This is a genomic window from Listeria swaminathanii (assembly GCF_014229645.1).
Taxonomy (GTDB): Bacteria; Bacillota; Bacilli; order Lactobacillales; family Listeriaceae; genus Listeria; species Listeria swaminathanii.
In genome coordinates, this window is sequence record NZ_JAATOD010000001.1 from 130,733 (window position 1) to 147,735 (window position 17,003).

Here is a 17,003-nt window from a genome sequence, read left to right on the forward strand (position 1 = left end):
GATGAAATACAAGGGAAAGCTGTTTTTGTATGTCATTTTATCACTGTTAATTGTTGGAGCGAGCGGATTTTTTAAAATAGATGCCCAGGCGGCCGTTACACCACCTGCTGCTATTGATCAGATTTTTCCAGATGAAGCTTTAGCAAAAGGAATTCAAACGACGCTAGGGAAATCTAGCACGGCGGATACGGTTACGCAAGCGGAATTAGATACGATAACGAGCTTAGACATTACGGCAAAAGGGGTTCACTCATTAGTTGGGATGAATTATGTAACGAATCTAAGTTCTGTTTCTGTGGCGAATAATCAAGTGAGTGATCTAGGTCCGCTGGCGAATTTGAATACATTAGCATGGCTCGAGGTGACGGGAAATCAAATTGAAAATCTTGCACCACTTTCTAATTTGACGAGTCTCGCAAGCCTTTTTTTGGCGGGGAATCAAATCACGGATGTCAGTGCGCTCGCGGGTTTAGGGAATTTAGTGTTTCTAGATATTAGTCAAAATAAAATTAGTGATATTCAGCCCCTAAACAGTTTGACAAAATTGTCTGCTATTCAAATGGAAAATCAGCAAATTGTGAATGAAGCGCTGGATTTTGAGACACCATTAACGGTGCCTATTACGGTTAAAAACATTGCGGGTCAAGCGATTGATCCAAAGAATATTAGCGATAATGGGGTGACGGATTATCCGAATATCACTTGGACGTTGCCGAGTTTTATTGATAAGGTGAGTTATACTTTTAATGAGTTGGATACGGTTGGGAATGCGACGAATACTTTTAGTGGAACAGTCGAACAGCCACTGACGCAGCATTTTATGGCAATTTTTGATATTGATGGGGCGGAAACGAGTATGCGTGTGGAAGCGGGGACGCTATTAGTAGAGCCGGAGACGCCAACGAAAGAAGGATACACATTTGTAGGATGGTATGACGCGGAAACTGGGGGCAATCAATGGGACTTTGCGACAGATAAAATGCCGGCGAATAATCTAACTTTATATGCGCAATTCAAGATTAATAGCTACAAAGTAACATTGAAAACGGATAGTGCGGTATCTACGCAAATGGTCGAGTATCAAGGTCTAATACAAGAGCCTGCAATGCCGATTAAAGCTGGTTACACGTTTACAGGTTGGTATGATGCTCAAACTGGAGGCAATCAATGGAATTTTGCATCGAATAAAATGCCAGCGCATGATGTTACTTTATATGCGCAGTTTAGTAAGGATGCTAGTCAAGGCGGGGCTAGCTCGGGAACGGGCGGAAATGGGAAAGCGAGTAATGATGAAGAGGATACTGGAAATCAGCAGTTGGTCAACGAAAAACTTCCTGGAACTGGTGATAGCGGATGGCTACCAACATCATTGATTGGCGCAATTATTGCAGCAATCTCATTACTCACACTACGGAAAAAATAAAGCAAAAAGGCAACTGCATAACAAGCAGTTGCCTTTTTCAAAAGTTATTTCTTCAATTCCCGTTCCATCTGCAAACGTTGTACTTTCATTGTCGCAGTACGAGGGATTTCTTCATATTTCATTACCATTGGTTCGTTCATATGCGGTAAGTCAGAAACGGCTTTCCACCATGCGTCCCAGTTCATTTCGCCGTCATTATGAACAGCGATAATTGGTTGTGGGCTGCCATTTTCGCCACGGATAATGACAACTTCATCTAGGAAAGTAAGTGTATCAAGCAATTTATCTTCAATCGCAAGTGTGCTATCAATTGTTTCCACTAAATCCACTTGGCGATCTTGCAAGAACAAGCGACCTTGCTCATCTTTCATGCCGTAGTCGCCGCTGTCCCACCAAGGTCCGTATACATTTTCTTCAAAACGAGCTTCTTCTTTGTAATAAGTAAGTGCGCGTCCTTTAGAAAGCATTTGGATATTGCCACTAACGCCAGCTGGGACAGGGTTGCCGTCTTGGTCGACGATACGAACTTCTGTTAAGCCAGGTACGCCAATTCCCATATCGCGAGCATTTAACGTTTCGATGGATTGCAATGTATGACCGCGTAAAATCATTGGGCCACATTCACTTTGACCATAAATTTGTAAGAAAATTGGTTTTTTATATTCAGACGTACGAAGGAAAACCGCCATTGTTTCTTTATTGATCGCATCAAAAGTTGAATGATAAAATTTGATGCTTTGGAATACGTCCGGTTTTTCGCGAGCAAGGGATGCCCATTGAACAAAATGGTTTGGATGCGTTTCAAGGACGTATGGTTTATATTCGCGTAGTACTTTTTCGACATTCGCTTTGGATGGGTTCGCAATTGGTAGTAGCGGGAAACCAAGTGACATCAAGGAAGATACGCCGATGTTAAAGCGAGAATGTACTGGTGAAATATGGAAAGCCACGAGGCCTCTTGGTTTAATGAAATTAAGAATGCGTCGTTGGTATTTCGTTCTCCAGCCCATCGAATTCGCGGAGTGGGCAATTAATTTTGGTACGCCCGTTGTTCCGGAAGTATGTGTCATATAGGCAATCATATCTTTTGGTAATTCTTCTTGTTCGCAAGTGTAGCCATCAAGTGGTGCTTTAAACAATTGTTCAGCATTGATCAATCGAGCGTCTGGCAAATTGTTTAATTGGTGACTTTTCTCGGAAGTTTCGGAATCAAAAAGTAACCAAGGTTGGTCTAATCGGTTAACGAAAATATCGATAGTGGACGCTGGAAGGTGCGGCGAAACCATGATTGGCACAGCTCCAAGATAAGAAATCGCAACTGCTAAAACATAAGAATCGAATTTGGCAGATTTATAAACAATTACTTTTTCTTCTTTGCGAACACCAAATCTATGTAGGTGAGCAGCTTTTTGAATAATAGCTTCTTCGCATTTTTTGTAAGTTGTGTGTAGGCCTAATTCTGGGAAAGTTACAAGCTCTTCATCAAAATGGATGGGCATTTCTGGATAGCGTTCAGCTGCATTTTTGAAATTGGTATAGAGATTAAGCGGTTCGTACTTTTTTATCATCATATGGCGTGGCTCCTTTAATATTTGATGTTGCTATTATATCACTTTGTCGAAATAATGAGGAGTAGTTATAGTAAACATTTACATCATTGTAAAAAAGTCTGTAAATTGCTTTTTTTCTTAATTTGAAAAATCTTGGAGATGACCTGTAAAGATATCTCAATTAGTGCTATAATATGTTAATATAATCACAAACTATTGAATTAGGGAAAAATTTTCAAAAAAGTGGAGGTACAAAAATGAAAAAAAGGTTAGCTACAACACTCATCATGCTACTATCGCTTGCACTAGTCATTGCAGGTTGTGGCAGTAACAACTCAAGTAAAAGTGACACGGCTAAAGAAAAAGAGAAAACAGAAGTAACATCGGGAGCATCAAAAACTAGCTACACAGATCCATCTGAATTAAAAGATAAATACGATATCGTTATTGTTGGTGCAGGCGGCGCAGGGATGTCAGCAGCACTTGAAGCAAAAGCGAAAGGGATGAACCCAGTAATCCTTGAAAAAATGCCACTAGCAGGCGGAAACACAATGAAAGCCTCTTCTGGTATGAATGCATCTGAAACTAAATTCCAAAAAGAACAAGGAATTAACGATAGTAACGACAAATTTTACGAAGAAACATTAAAAGGTGGTCACGGAACAAACGATAAAGCAATGCTTCGTTTTTTCGTAGACAATTCCGCCAGCGCGATTGACTGGTTGGACTCGATGGACATTAAATTAAACAACTTAACGATCACAGGCGGAATGAGCGAAAAACGTACACACCGTCCTGAAGATGGCTCAGCTGTTGGTAAATACTTAGTAGACGGTTTACTAAAAAATGTTCAAGAACAAAAAATCCCAGTTTTCGTTAATGCCGACGTAAAAGAAATTACGCAAAAAGACGGCAAAGTAACTGGTGTTAAAGTGAAATTAAACAATAAAGACGAAAAAACAATTAGTTCAAACGCAGTAGTTGTAACAACTGGCGGTTACGGAGCTAATAAAGATATGATTGAAAAAGAACGTCCAGACTTAAAAGGCTATGTAACAACGAACCAAGAAGGAAGTACTGGCGACGGTATTAAAATGATCGAAAAACTTGGTGGAACTACAGTAGATATGGACCAAATCCAAGTTCACCCAACAGTTCAACAAGATAAATCTTACCTTATCGGTGAAGCAGTTCGTGGCGAAGGTGCCATTTTAGTTTCAGCGCAAGGTAACCGTTTTGGCAATGAGTTAGATACACGCGATAACGTAACAGCTTCTATCAATAAATTACCAGAAAAAACAGCGTACCTAATTTTCGATGCAGGTGTTAAAGATCGCGTAAAAGCAATCGCGCAATACGAAGAAATGGGCTTTGTTGAAGAAGGAAAAACAATTGATGAATTAGCCGGTAAAATCAATGTTTCCAAAGAAAACCTAGCTAAAACAGTAGATACTTGGAACACAAGCGTGAAAAACAAAAAAGACGAAGCATTCGGTAGAACAACTGCGATGGATAATGATTTATCTAAAGCACCATATTACGCAATCAAAATCGGCCCAGGAATTCACTACACAATGGGTGGCGTGAAAATCAACACAAATACAGAAGTTTTAGACAAAGACGGTAAACCAATCACTGGCCTATTTGCTGCGGGAGAAGTAACTGGTGGCTTACACGGGGAAAACCGTATTGGCGGAAACTCTGTTGCTGAAATCATTATTTTCGGACGTCAAGCTGGTGACAAATCAGCTGAATTTGTAAAAGCACAATAAAAATTTCTTAACCAATAGTGACTGTGATTAATGGAACTTTAAAACTTGCTAAGACGCTTTAAATAGACGTTTTAGCAAGTTTTTTATTGGCTAAAAGGAGCGATAGTGTAGTACTATGGAAAGGTGAGGAATGAAATTATGAACGAATATGATGGATTTGCCCTCGGTATAAGTACTTGTACAAACTTTTCTCAGCGGAAGCGGTTAGTTTGTTAAAATAAGGAGGAAATAATATGTTGAAAATGGGTTTTATCGGAAACGGAAAAAGTACGAATAGATATCATTTACCGTTTATTTTAGAGCGGGATAATATTGAAGTGAAGACGATTTATAATCGCAATCCTAAAACAGCTACATGGGATAAAATTGAAGGTGTCCACTACACAACAGACTTAGAAGAGCTGTTAAAAGACCCAGAAATCCAGTTAATTACTATTTCTACAACACAAAGTTCTCACTACGAATATGCCAAAAAGGTATTAGAAAATGGTAAAAATGTACTTGTTGAAAAACCATTTATGATGACTTACGACGAAGCTAAAGAAATTTTTGAATTGGCTAAAGAACGCGATTTACTTGTTCAATGCTACCAAAATCGTCGTTTCGATTCCGATTTCCTTACTGCGCAAAAAGTAATTGAAAGCGGAAAATTGGGCGAACTTTTGGAAGTGGAAATGCATTATGATTATTTCCGCCCAGAAATTCCAGAGTCAGTTCACGAATTTAAATTTTACGACAGCTATTTATATGGTCACGGCTGCCACACAATCGACCAAGTGTTATCTTACTTCGGCAAACCGGACCACATTCATTACGACGTCCGCCAACTGCTCGGCGAAGGTCGAATGAACGACTACTTCGACCTTGATTTATATTATGGCGTAACAAAAGTATCCGTAAAATCCAGCTATTTCCGCATAAAAGCCCGTCCAAGCTTCGTGTTATACGGCAAAAAAGGAACCTTTACAAAAGAAACAAAAGACCGCCAAGAAGAACATTTAAAACTATTTTACTTGCCAAGCAACCCGGACTTTGGAATCGATTTACCAGAGCATTACGGAACGCTTACGTATGTAGATGATGCAGGAGTTTGGCACGAAGAGAAAGTAATCTCTGAGGTTGGCGATTATGGTCGCGTATACGATGATTTATATGAAGCGATTATTAATGGCAAATCGAAACAAGTGACAGATGAAGAGACGTTACTGCAAATGGAAATTTTGGAAAAAGGTGTCGAGAGTTGTAAGTAATGATAAAGTGCCCGCGGGAGAAATCTTGCGGGCTTTTTTTGGATAAAGATGATTGATTTCGTTCAAATAAACAAGCAAAATAACACTAAAAATGATCTTTTTGCATAATACACCCATAATATTGAATGAAGTCGTTCAGCGTGATATAGTGTAATCAAACAAGTGAAGCGCTTACTTTGTTGAGAGAGGATGTGGATTATGAATATATCGAATTTAATTAATGAAGATCGAATTATTTTTGATAATCGTATTCAAACAAAACAATTATTATTTGAAAAAGTGGCGGAGGTACTAGTTAAAGAAGGTTCTATAACTAATTCGAAAAAATTTATCCGTGACTTATATAATCGAGAAGAAGAAACTTCCACTGGAATTGAGGCGGGTTTTGGCATTCCTCATGCAAAAAGTAAATACGTAAAAGAACCATTGATTGTTTTTGTTCATTCTGGCATTATAACTGATTATTTTGGATTAGATGATTCACCGATTGAATGTAGTTTTATAATTGGTGTCCCGAAAAAAGCAACGGATGTTCATTTGCAAATATTAAGTGAACTATCGAGAAAGTTAATGAACGAAGAATTTCGCGAAAAATTAAAAAATTCCGAAATCGAAAAAGAAATTATAACAATTTTATCGAACTAAGGAGGCGTTTCACATGAAAATAGTTGGTGTTACTGCTTGTCCCACTGGTATTGCTCATACGTATATGTCTGCTGAAAAATTAACTATAACAGCAGAAGCTCTAGGTTACGAAGTGAAAATCGAGACACAAGGAGCTAAAGTTGAAAATGTTTTAACGAAGGAAGACATCGCCACTGCTGATTATGTCATTTTAGCAGTAGATAAAGAAATAGATACATCAAGGTTTGCTGGGAAGAAAATTAAAAAAGTATCCACTTCCAGAGCTATTAAAGAGGCTGATGTGGTTATTGATGAAACTATTTCAGGTAAAGGGTTAATCCGTTTGGAGGCGAAAAGTTCGGATGTAAGCTCTGAACAACCGTCAAAAGCAAGTTTATATAATCATTTTATGAATGGTGTTAACTATATGTTGCCATTTGTCATAGCTGGCGGTATTTTGATTGCCATTAGTTTTGCTTTTGGGATTGATGCCTCAAACCCTGACTCTGATTCGTATAACGCACTTGCAGCTGCATTTTCTAAAATTGGTGGGGATACTGCTTTCGGGTTAATGGTTCCAGCTCTTGCAGCAGGGATAGCGGTTTCTGTGGCTGGTCGAGCAGGATTTGCGCCTGGACTTGTCGCGGGGACACTGGCAACTGTTGGTGGATCAGGATTTCTAGGCGGTATGATTGGTGGTATTTTGGCTGGTTATGTGGCACATTTCTTTGCTAATAAAGTCAATGTCACTAAATCACTTGCTTCGATTTATCAGTTAATTGTTGTACCGCTTTTAGGAATTACGATTGTTGGTTTGGCAATGGTATTTATCATTGATACACCAATTGCTTGGGTTTTAAACGCGCTCACAGGTTGGTTAAATGGACTTGGTGAGACATCTGGCGTCGTATTTGGCCTACTCATTGGTGTCATGATGGCAGCAGATATGGGAGGTCCAATTAATAAATCTATTTCAACCTTTTCAATTGGGTTAATGTCAGCGGGCGTAACCGCACCGATTGCAGCTTGTATGGCGGCCGGAATGGTTCCACCACTTGGACTAGCACTCGCAACACTATTATTTAAAAACAAATTTACAAAAGAAGAAAAAACAGCGGGGAATTCTTGTTGGGTGTTAGGTGCATCCTATATTACTGAAGGAGCAATTCCGTTCGCGGTTGCTGATCCGCTCCGGGTTATCCCGAGTTTGATGTTAGGTTCTGCAACAGCTGCTGCAATTTCGATGGGAGCTGGTGTCACTTCCATGGCGCCTCACGGTGGAATTTGGGTGATGTTCATTCCAAATGTAATTAACCATCTATTTATCTACTTACTAGCAATTGCAGCTGGTACAGTCGTGACAGCGATTTCTGTTGGACTATTAAAAACCCCATTAAATAAGCGGAAAAATAAAGAGGAGATGATATAATGTTATATACAATGAAAGATCTTTTAGCAGTAGGGAAAGAACATCAATTTGCGGTACCAGCATTTAATATCTGTAGTTTTGATATGTTAAAGGCGATAATGGAAGAAGTGGAGGCTAATAATGCCCCTGTAATTCTAGAAATTCATCCGGATGAAATAGAATATCTTGGTGATAACTTTGTTGCAACGGTAAGAGAATACGCATATAGAAGTAAGGTACCGGTCGTTATTCATATGGACCACGGTGGAACAATTAAAGATGTGATGCGGGCTATTAGAAATGGCTATACTTCTGTCATGATTGACGCTTCTAGAGCCAGTTATGAAGAGAACGTTGCGTTAACTACACAAGTGGTTGAACTTGCGCATAAAGTCGGAGTTTCTGTTGAAGCGGAACTTGGAACAATCGGAAATAATGGTTCAGCGGAAGGCGGCGCAGACACCATTATTTACACAGACCCAGACCAAGCGGAAGATTTCGTTAGTAGAACAGGCATTGATACGTTAGCCGTAGCTATTGGAACGGCACATGGTTTATACCCTAAAGATAAAAAACCAGAATTGAATATGCCCCTTTTAAAAGAATTAAATAAACGTTTGGATATTCCATTTGTACTTCACGGAGGTTCGGGAAATCCAGATAAAGAAGTCAGTGAATCTGTACAGTATGGTGTTAGAAAAGTAAATCTTAGTTCAGATCTGAAAAGTGTGTTTTTTGAAGAAGTTCGCCGAGTTTTAGTGGACAATCCCGCGATGTATGAACCAAATCAAGTTTATCCATCAGCTAATGAAAAAGTTAAAGACGTTGTAAGACATAAATTACACATTTTAAATACTACTGGCCAAGCAGATAAATATTAATAAGAGGGGTAGAAGCGCGAGTTATAGTGTTTTTGCCCTTTAAGGAGTGGAGGAACATGTTAAGCACAGCGAAGGAACGCCAACTAAAAATCGTTAACCGGCTAAAAGTGGAACAATTTATGCGGATTATTGATTTAGTGGAGCTTGTCAACTACAGCGAAGCCACTGTTAAACGGGATTTAGTAGAATTAGAAAAAGAAGGACTTGTGAGACGAACAAGAGGCGGCGCGATGATTATCGATAATAAAAAAATTGATTTGCCTTATTTAATGAAAATGAATGAGCGAAGTAATGAAACAAGTAAAATAAGAATTGCCGATATTGCAAAATCACTTATTCGCGATGATATGGTGATTTTCTTAGACTCGAGCTCAACATCACTGCATTTAATTGACGTTTTAAGTAAATTTGATGGATTGCAAATTATTACAAATGGCGTCATGACGGCTTCGATGCTGTCAGAATTTACAAATGCAAGAGTTAGTATTTTAGGGGGCTCGATTTTAACGAAGCGATATACAGTGAACGGTGCAAAAGCATACAATGACGCCTTAACTTATAATGCGGATATTGCTTTTGTTTCATGCCGCGGGATTGACTATGACAAAGGCGCAACGGAAACACATGAAGGTGAAGCGCTCATCAAACAAGCTTTCAGGCGCCAGTCAAGCTCGCTTGTTTTACTTGTTACAGAAGAAAAAGTGGGGCACAAGTTTATGCATCAGAGCTTAGCATGTCATGATATTGACTATTTAATTACGGATTTCAAACTGGACCCAGATGTAGAGGAACAGTTCAAAACCCATCAAATTACTTGTTTGTATTAATTGAAAAATGCCTTGAAATCCACATCCGATTTCAAAGCATTTTTTTTATTTTCATTTCCTTATCCATTCGCCGAACCGTAAGCCCGGACACAACAATACTAACTTCATACAGCCCAATCAGCGGAACTGTAATCATCAAATGCGATAAAATTTCTGGCGGGGCGATGAATGCGGCGATAATTAATAAGCAAAAATAAGCATATTTTCGCGAGCGGCGCATGCCGTTTGGTGTTATCAGCGACAATCTTGTCAGCAGCATAATCACCATCGGAAGCTCAAATAAAACACCAAACGAAAGTACGATTTGTAGCAAAAATTGAAAATAAGTCGCGAGGCCAATTGTCGTTTCAACGCCAAGTTCGGCTGCAAATTGGAACATGAATTTTAATATAAATGGGAAAGTGATTAAATAAGAAAAAACGACACCGAACAAAAAAAGCAAAAAAGTAATCGGAATATAGCGCAAAGTAATTCGTTGTTCGGCTGCATGTAGCCCCGGTTTCACGAAGGCCCATAATTGATATAAAATAACTGGGAATACTAAGACGAGTCCGATAACAAACGCCATTTCGATATAAATTTGAAAAGCATCCGTCACTTTAAAAACGTGCAAAATCACTTCTTTTGGTAGGTCATCTTTTTGGAGAAATAAAATTAACGGCTTGGAAACGAAAAGCCCCACAAAGAAAGCGAGAAAAAAGGATAGCAGGACGATTAATAATCTGGTTCGTAGTTCTTTTAGATGTCCAGTGAGGCTCATGGAAACTTCGGTCACGGGCGCGGATCTTCTTTTTTGGTTTCTTCTTTGGAATCATCCATCATGCCTTTGGTTGCATTTTTGAATTCGCGAAGTGTGTCACCGGCAGCTCTACCAAGTTCTGGCAGTTTTTTTGGTCCGAAAATTACAAGGGCAGCTCCGACAATTAAAGCGATACTTCCTGGTCCGATCATTTCGATTTCCCCCATTCTTTGATTGAAAATGATAATCATTATCAATCAATTCTAAATCGAAAGTTAGCAGATGTCAATCTGTTTTTCTGGTCGTACTTTTAACGGTTACTTTATTGGACAAAATGCGACTAAATGAGCTTGTTTCATTACAGAACCATTTCCTGAAATTATAGTTTTAAAAGGAGCTTTGATGAGAATATTGAAGGTTTTTGTTTACTTTCAACCGTGAAAAAATTTATTGACTTTTGCGAACACAAAGAATATGATAATGATAATCATTATCAATTAAAAAGGAGGACGATTTGAATATGGCTCAGAAGCTTTTAGGGGGATTTGCATTACTATTAGGCATTTTTGCGGTAGTTTTGACTATTGGCTTTAGTGATGTAACTGCTGCTGAAAAGCCAAATATTGATAAACCTGTAAAAGCGCTGCAGCAAACAGAAACGGCGGTGGAAGCCGCTGATTATGATAAAGCGAAGGACTTGTTTCAAGAAGATAAATTATGGTGGTCGCAAAATAAGCAGACTGTTAAAGAAAAATCATACGACTTGGCTAGCCAGATTGACCGACAAATTGCGGAAATATCACTTGGAATTTTAAATAAGGATAAACAGCAAACGGTGGATGGGATTACTGCGCTGAATAATTTGCTCAAAACCTATCAAGACGGTACATATACGGATAATGAAGGAAATACCAATATTACTTTATCAAGCTACATTGCTAAACTGACTGCGACGAAAGAGCTGATAGATGAGAAAGATTGGGCAAAAGCGGCGACGCAAATTCAAGATTTAAAAACAGAGTGGCTCGCGGTGGAAGGTGATGTGGTGAGCCAATCGCAAGCGGCTTACGACAATACCGAGCGCGATTTAATGCTGCTTGATGCTTATATTAATGATCCTGCGAAACAAGCTAAGACTGCAGATGTCTTAGACGGGATGACGGATGAGTTGAAACCCTTCGCAGATGTGACTTACACATGGTTTGATGCTGCGTTAATCCCGTTTCGCGAAGGACTGGAGGCACTTTTGATTATCGCGACGCTCCTTACTTATACAAAGAGAACGAAGACACGCACGGCGAAAAGATGGATTATTGGTGGGACGGCAGCTGGTTTAGTAGTGAGTTTGGCGCTTGGCATGATTGTGGCTTTTTGGCTATCGGCGCTTGCTTTTGGAGATAATAACAATTTGATTAACGGTTGGGCTGGGCTGATTGCAAGTATTATGATGCTTTACGTCAGCTACTGGTTGCACCGAAATTCGGATATTACTCGTTGGAATAATTACATGGAAGGTAAGAGTAACCAAGCACTTTCGAATGGGAAAATGATTTCTTTTGCCTTTTTAGCCTTTTTAGCGATTTTGAGGGAAGGTTTAGAAACGGTTGTCTTCTTAATTGGTATGGTTGGGCGGATGTCGAATTTTGAATTATTGATGGGGATTTTGGCGGGGCTTGGCGTGTTATTAATCATCGCTTTTGTGATGTTGCGATACAGCGTACACATTCCTGTGAAGCCATTCTTTATGATTTCGAGCGCGATTGTGTTTTATCTTTGCTTTAAATTTATGGGATCAGGAATTCATAGTTTACAACTGGCTGGAGTCATTCCGACATCTGTAGAAGATTACTTGCCATCCATTCCGGCGCTAAGCATTTACCCATCATGGTATAGCTTTTTACCACAACTATTACTCGTTATTTTTGGATTAATTATTTTAATAAAACAACAAATTAAGAAAAGAGCTAATTCTAAAAAGGAATTGGCACAAGGGGGCAAATTATGAAAAAATTGATTATTGTTATGTTGACTATTTTCACGGCGGTGTTGGTTGTTGGATGTAGTGGGACGGGGACAGCGGACAAGGCGGAAACGAAAAAGGAGACAACGAAAGAAAGTAAGCAAGCAAACGCGGTCAAAAAAGAAGTAAAAGAAATGAAATCCAACTTGGAAAACGTGAAAAAAGCCATTTCCGATAAAGATAAAAGCGGACTTCAATCTAGTGCGGCAGATTTACATAAACATTGGCTAGAGTTTGAAAATAATGTCCGCGATTTGTATCCATTACAATATACGGACGTCGAAAAATATGAAACACCGATTTTCTATGAATCAAAAAATGATAACCCGAATTTTGATACGTTAAATGACAACGCGACTGGACTTGACGGAGCGTTAGATACACTTGAAAAAGCCAAAGAAACCAAAGCGAAAACCTCCGAAGTGCTGGATAAAGCGGTAGATAACTATTCTAAATACGTAACGGAGCAAGTCGATGAATTCGTTGCTCAAACCGAAATTTTCACGAATGCCGTAAAATCCGGTGATATCGAAAAAGCAAAAGCAAGCTATGTTTCGCCGCGCTTGAATTATGAACGGATTGAGCCAATTGCCGAAAGTTTTGGCGACTTGGATCCAAAAATCGATGCTCGGATTAACGATGTGGAAAACGAAGCGGACTGGACTGGTTTCCACGTCATTGAACGCGCGCTTTGGGAAAAGAAATCGCTCGCTGGCATGGATGTTTATGCGGATAAACTTTTAACAGATGCGAAAGCACTTCAAGCGGAAGTGAAAAACTTGAAATTAGAGCCAAAACCAATGGTCGCAGGTGCGATGGAATTACTAAATGAAGCCGCAACGACTAAAATTACTGGGGAAGAAGAAGCATACTCACACACAGATTTAGACGATTTAAATGCGAATGTCGAAGGTTCGAAAGTAGTTTATCAGGCGATTATTCCGGCGTTAAATGCACAAGATAAAAAATTAGCTGACCAAATTGATGCTGCTTTCAACAAAATGGAAGACACATTAGCGAACTACAAAAATGGCGACTCATTCGTACTCTATACAACATTAACAAAAGACCAAATTCGCGAAATCAGTGACCAATTGAGCCACCTTTCCGAATTAATGGCGCAAACAGGGAAAATTTTCTAAGCATAGGAAGGAAAACGATGACAGATAAGAAGAGCGAAAATCAGACGGAAAAGACAGAAGCCAAGGAAAATAAAGGAATGACTCGGCGCGAAATGCTGAAACTTTCTGCTGTAGCTGGGACCGGGATTGCTATTGGGGCAACCGGTCTTGGCACGATTTTAAATGTGGTGGATCAGGTGGACAAGGCGCTCACTCCGAAAGAAAAGGCGGAGACAGGCGTGCCGTTTTATGCGTCGAATCAAGCGGGAATTATTACTGCGCAGCAAACCTATTGTTATATCGCCAGCTTTGATATTCAAACAGAATCGCGGCAAATTTTGCAAGATTTGTTTGTGAAATGGACAAAATTTGCTGATTTGACGGCGAGCGGTGGCGTTTTGCGCGATGTGGATAATGATATGTTACCGCCGAACGACACTGGGGAAGCGGATGGGTTAGGCATTTCTAATTTCACCGTAACGCTTGGTTATGGCCCGACTTTTTTTGAAAAAGATGGCAAAGACCGGTTCGGTGTTAAGGCGAAAAAGCCGAAGTATCTGGAAAAAATTCCCCATATGGCGCATGATAGTCTCGATGAAGCCTATTCTGACGGCGATTTATGCATCCAAGTGTGCGCCGATGACCAACAAGTCGCTTTCCACGGAATTCGTAATTTCATTCGTTTAGCGAGCGGCGTCGCAGTTGTTCGCTGGATTGAAGAAGGGTTTCTCAGCGCACCAAAAAACGAAACACCGCGCAATCTGTTTGGCTTTAAAGATGGAACGGCAAACGTTGATCACGATTCAAACAAAGGTTATAAAGACGTTGTTTGGGCGGAAAAAGACGAACCAGAATGGATGCGAAACGGCAGCTACCTGGGCTATCGCAAAATCCAAATGCTCATCGAAATTTGGGACCGCTCCTCCTTACTTGACCAGGAAGACACATTTGGTCGAAAAAAAGCATCCGGCGCCCCTTATCACAAAAAACATGAGCACGATAAAGTTGACCCGAGCAAACTGCCAGCTGATTCTCATGTGCGCCTAGCCAAAGACACGAAGCAACAAATGCACCGCCGCGCTTATTCATATACAAATGGCATTGATAAAAGTACAGGAACGATTGATGCCGGCTTATTATTCATCTGTTTCACCCAAAATCCAGCCAAACAATTTTTGCCAATGCTAAGTATCATGGGGAAAATGGATAAATTAAACGAATATACAGTCCCAATTGGAAGCGCGATGTTTGCTTGTCAAGGCGGACTTGCTCCCGGAGAAATTTTTGGAGAAAAACTACTTTAGTCTAAGGTTCGCGAGCCTTAGACTTTTTTTGTATAATGAAAGCAAGTCAATGATTAGAAGGAGCCGATTTTAGTGGAAGAATGGGATTTGCTAAATGAAAATCGTGAATTAACCGGAAAAACGCATATACGCGGTGAAAAACTAGCGACTGGAGAACTTCATTTGGTCATTCACGTATGTATTTTTAACGAAAAAGGGCAACTTTTAATCCAAAAACGCCAAAAAGATAAAGAAAGTTGGCCGAATTATTGGGATTTTTCTACGGCTGGTTCTGCGATAAAAGGCGAAACAAGCCGGCAAGCTGCTGAAAGAGAAGTGCAAGAAGAGTTAGGTATTACGATTGATTTAAGTGGAACACGTGCCAAATTCAGTTATCATTTTGAAGAGGGCTTTGATGATTATTGGTTTATTACGAAAGACGTGCAACTAAGCGATTTAACATTACAAAAAGAAGAAGTTGCCGACGCTCGTTTTGTGAGCGAGGAAGAACTAAACGAATTAAGAAAATCAGGCGAATTCATTCCATACTTCTTTTTAAATCAACTTTTCAGCCTAAAAAATACCACAACTATTCACTTTTAACGAATATAACTAAATTTCCACTTAACAAATTCGTTTCCTACACTTATAATAGTACAGAGACATGAGAAAAACTCCAATTAGAAAGCGAGTGGTAATATGGGCCGTAAATGGGCAAATATTAAAGAGAAAAAAGCGTCAAAAGATAAAACAAATAGTCGTATCTATGCGAAATTTGGAATTGAAATATATGTAGCGGCTAAATCAGGCGACCCAGATCCACATTCCAACCAAAAATTACGTTTTGTTATTGAACGTGCAAAAACATACAATGTGCCAAAACATATTATTGACCGCGCAATCGAAAAAGCGAAAGGCACTGGCGATGAAACGTATTCAGAACTGCGCTATGAAGGCTTTGGTCCAAATGGTTCGATGATTATTGTAGACGCACTGACAAATAATGTGAATCGTACGGCATCCGATGTTCGCGCAGCTTATAGCAAAAATGGTGGTAACATGGGCGTAAGTGGATCAGTTGCTTATATGTTTGATAATACAGCTATTTTTGGCGTTGAAGGAAAAGATGCGGACGAGCTATTAGAACTTTTAATGGAAGCGGATATTGATGTTCGTGACATTTTAGACGAAGATGGCCAAGCGATTATTTATGCAGAACCAGAAGATTTCCACAAAGTACAAGAAGGCTTGAAAGCGGCTGGAATTGAAGAATTTACAGTAGCAGAAATCGAAATGATTCCTCAAAACGATATCCAATTATCAGGCGAGGATTTAGAGAAATTCGAAAGACTAATTGATGCTTTAGAAGATCTAGAAGACGTGCAAAAAGTATATCATAACGTCGAATTAGAAGATTAACATCCAACTATTACAACAATCGGAGGAATTGATAAAATGTCAAAATTACCAAATTGCCCAGAATGTAACTCAGAATATGCCTACGAAGATCGCGGCTTATTAATCTGCCCAGAATGCGGACATGAGTGGAGCGCAGCGGCAGAAGAAGCTAGCGAAGAAAAAGTATTCAAAGACGCAAACGGCAACGTACTAACAGATGGCGATTCTGTAACAGTCATCAAAGATTTAAAAGTAAAAGGCGCATCCAACCCAATCAAAATGGGAACAAAAGTAAAAAACATCCGCCTAGTTGACGGCGACCATGATATTGATTGTAAAGTTGACGGCTTTGGTCCGATGAAATTGAAATCGGAGTTTGTTAAGAAGATATAAAAAATAATCGAATTAATCGGTTAAAATAAACTAGCGGAGTGTGGCTTATAGTCGCACTCCTTTTTTATCGGCCAAGAAAGTGTTATAATGTGTGAAAAGGAGCGGAATTATTATGAAATATGTAAAATCACAAATGAAAGAGCTTGTAAAAGATAGCGTAGACTTGCAAGAACGCCTTCAAAAGCTAATGAAAGAAATGGACTTAGAAAAAACTTTCGCTTTAAAAGCACTTTATCATTCAGAAGTAGCTGACGGTGGCGCATACCAAACAGCGTATCAAGATTTGGATTATAAATATAAAGATTAACATCAAA

General features: G+C 39.4%; 17 protein-coding genes. 14 read left to right on the forward strand and 3 right to left on the reverse strand.

Annotated elements, in window-relative coordinates:
* Position 1: 1 nt before the first annotated feature.
* Positions 2-1,423 (forward strand): InlB B-repeat-containing protein, encoded by a 1,422-nt coding sequence (locus HCX62_RS00610; protein WP_185636641.1) that lies wholly within the window; start codon positions 2-4, stop codon positions 1,421-1,423.
* A gap of 44 nt (positions 1,424-1,467) precedes the next feature.
* Here the strand turns inward: HCX62_RS00610 and HCX62_RS00615 are convergent, their stop codons facing one another.
* Positions 1,468-2,994 (reverse strand): class I adenylate-forming enzyme family protein, encoded by a 1,527-nt coding sequence (locus HCX62_RS00615; RefSeq protein WP_185636642.1) that lies wholly within the window; start codon positions 2,992-2,994, stop codon positions 1,468-1,470.
* A 236-nt stretch (positions 2,995-3,230) separates the two neighbouring features.
* Here HCX62_RS00615 and HCX62_RS00620 point away from each other — a divergent pair, with 236 nt between their 5' ends.
* The 6 genes from HCX62_RS00620 to HCX62_RS00645 all read left to right on the forward strand — a co-directional run bounded on the left by HCX62_RS00620 (position 3,231) and on the right by HCX62_RS00645 (position 9,735).
* Positions 3,231-4,745 (forward strand): flavocytochrome c, encoded by a 1,515-nt coding sequence (locus tag HCX62_RS00620; RefSeq protein WP_185636643.1) that lies wholly within the window; start codon positions 3,231-3,233, stop codon positions 4,743-4,745.
* A gap of 233 nt (positions 4,746-4,978) precedes the next feature.
* Positions 4,979-5,995 carry an oxidoreductase gene (locus HCX62_RS00625; protein ID WP_185636644.1) on the forward strand — a complete coding sequence of 339 codons (1,017 nt, stop codon included), beginning with the start codon at positions 4,979-4,981 and terminating at the stop codon, positions 5,993-5,995.
* 198 nt (positions 5,996-6,193) lie between these two features.
* Entirely contained in the window at positions 6,194-6,640 is a 447-nt protein-coding gene (locus HCX62_RS00630; protein WP_185636645.1) for a PTS sugar transporter subunit IIA, read from the forward strand.
* 13 nt (positions 6,641-6,653) lie between these two features.
* Complete coding sequence (locus HCX62_RS00635; RefSeq protein ID WP_185636646.1) at positions 6,654-8,048, forward strand: PTS fructose transporter subunit IIC; 1,395 nt, start codon at positions 6,654-6,656, stop codon at positions 8,046-8,048.
* Positions 8,048-8,908 (forward strand): ketose-bisphosphate aldolase, encoded by an 861-nt coding sequence (locus HCX62_RS00640; protein ID WP_070244102.1) that lies wholly within the window; start codon positions 8,048-8,050, stop codon positions 8,906-8,908. The genes HCX62_RS00635 and HCX62_RS00640 overlap by 1 nt, the downstream gene beginning before the upstream one ends.
* A 56-nt stretch (positions 8,909-8,964) precedes the next feature.
* The gene (locus HCX62_RS00645) at positions 8,965-9,735 is read left to right on the forward strand and encodes a DeoR/GlpR family DNA-binding transcription regulator (protein ID WP_003724291.1); all 771 of its coding nucleotides are present in this window, start codon (positions 8,965-8,967) and stop codon (positions 9,733-9,735) included.
* A 31-nt stretch (positions 9,736-9,766) separates the two neighbouring features.
* On the opposite strand, the gene tatC is transcribed toward HCX62_RS00645, so the two are convergent.
* Together tatC and tatA are read right to left on the reverse strand one after the other, a co-directional pair.
* Entirely contained in the window at positions 9,767-10,510 is a 744-nt protein-coding gene (gene tatC / locus HCX62_RS00650) for a twin-arginine translocase subunit TatC (protein WP_185636647.1), read from the reverse strand.
* Positions 10,507-10,686 (reverse strand): Sec-independent protein translocase subunit TatA, encoded by a 180-nt coding sequence (tatA, locus tag HCX62_RS00655; RefSeq protein WP_003723213.1) that lies wholly within the window; start codon positions 10,684-10,686, stop codon positions 10,507-10,509. The genes tatC and tatA overlap by 4 nt, the downstream gene beginning before the upstream one ends.
* Before the next feature lie 308 nt (positions 10,687-10,994).
* Between tatA and HCX62_RS00660 the strand changes: the two genes are divergently transcribed.
* The 7 genes from HCX62_RS00660 to HCX62_RS00690 all read left to right on the forward strand — a co-directional run bounded on the left by HCX62_RS00660 (position 10,995) and on the right by HCX62_RS00690 (position 16,996).
* Entirely contained in the window at positions 10,995-12,479 is a 1,485-nt protein-coding gene (locus HCX62_RS00660) for an FTR1 family iron permease (RefSeq protein ID WP_185636648.1), read from the forward strand.
* On the forward strand, positions 12,476-13,636 hold the full coding sequence (gene efeO, locus HCX62_RS00665) for an iron uptake system protein EfeO (RefSeq protein ID WP_185636649.1): 1,161 nt from the start codon (positions 12,476-12,478) through the stop codon (positions 13,634-13,636). The genes HCX62_RS00660 and efeO overlap by 4 nt, the downstream gene beginning before the upstream one ends.
* A 17-nt stretch (positions 13,637-13,653) precedes the next feature.
* A complete protein-coding gene (gene efeB, locus HCX62_RS00670) occupies positions 13,654-14,919 on the forward strand; it encodes an iron uptake transporter deferrochelatase/peroxidase subunit (protein ID WP_185636650.1) in 1,266 nt (421 codons plus the stop codon).
* A 72-nt stretch (positions 14,920-14,991) separates the two neighbouring features.
* On the forward strand, positions 14,992-15,501 hold the full coding sequence (locus HCX62_RS00675) for an NUDIX hydrolase (protein ID WP_185636651.1): 510 nt from the start codon (positions 14,992-14,994) through the stop codon (positions 15,499-15,501).
* A gap of 96 nt (positions 15,502-15,597) precedes the next feature.
* Positions 15,598-16,317 (forward strand): YebC/PmpR family DNA-binding transcriptional regulator, encoded by a 720-nt coding sequence (locus HCX62_RS00680; protein ID WP_003733006.1) that lies wholly within the window; start codon positions 15,598-15,600, stop codon positions 16,315-16,317.
* A gap of 36 nt (positions 16,318-16,353) precedes the next feature.
* A complete protein-coding gene (locus tag HCX62_RS00685; protein ID WP_003723221.1) occupies positions 16,354-16,689 on the forward strand; it encodes a zinc ribbon domain-containing protein YjdM in 336 nt (111 codons plus the stop codon).
* A 112-nt stretch (positions 16,690-16,801) separates the two neighbouring features.
* Positions 16,802-16,996 (forward strand): hypothetical protein, encoded by a 195-nt coding sequence (locus HCX62_RS00690; RefSeq protein WP_003723087.1) that lies wholly within the window; start codon positions 16,802-16,804, stop codon positions 16,994-16,996.
* Positions 16,997-17,003: the final 7 nt, after the last annotated feature.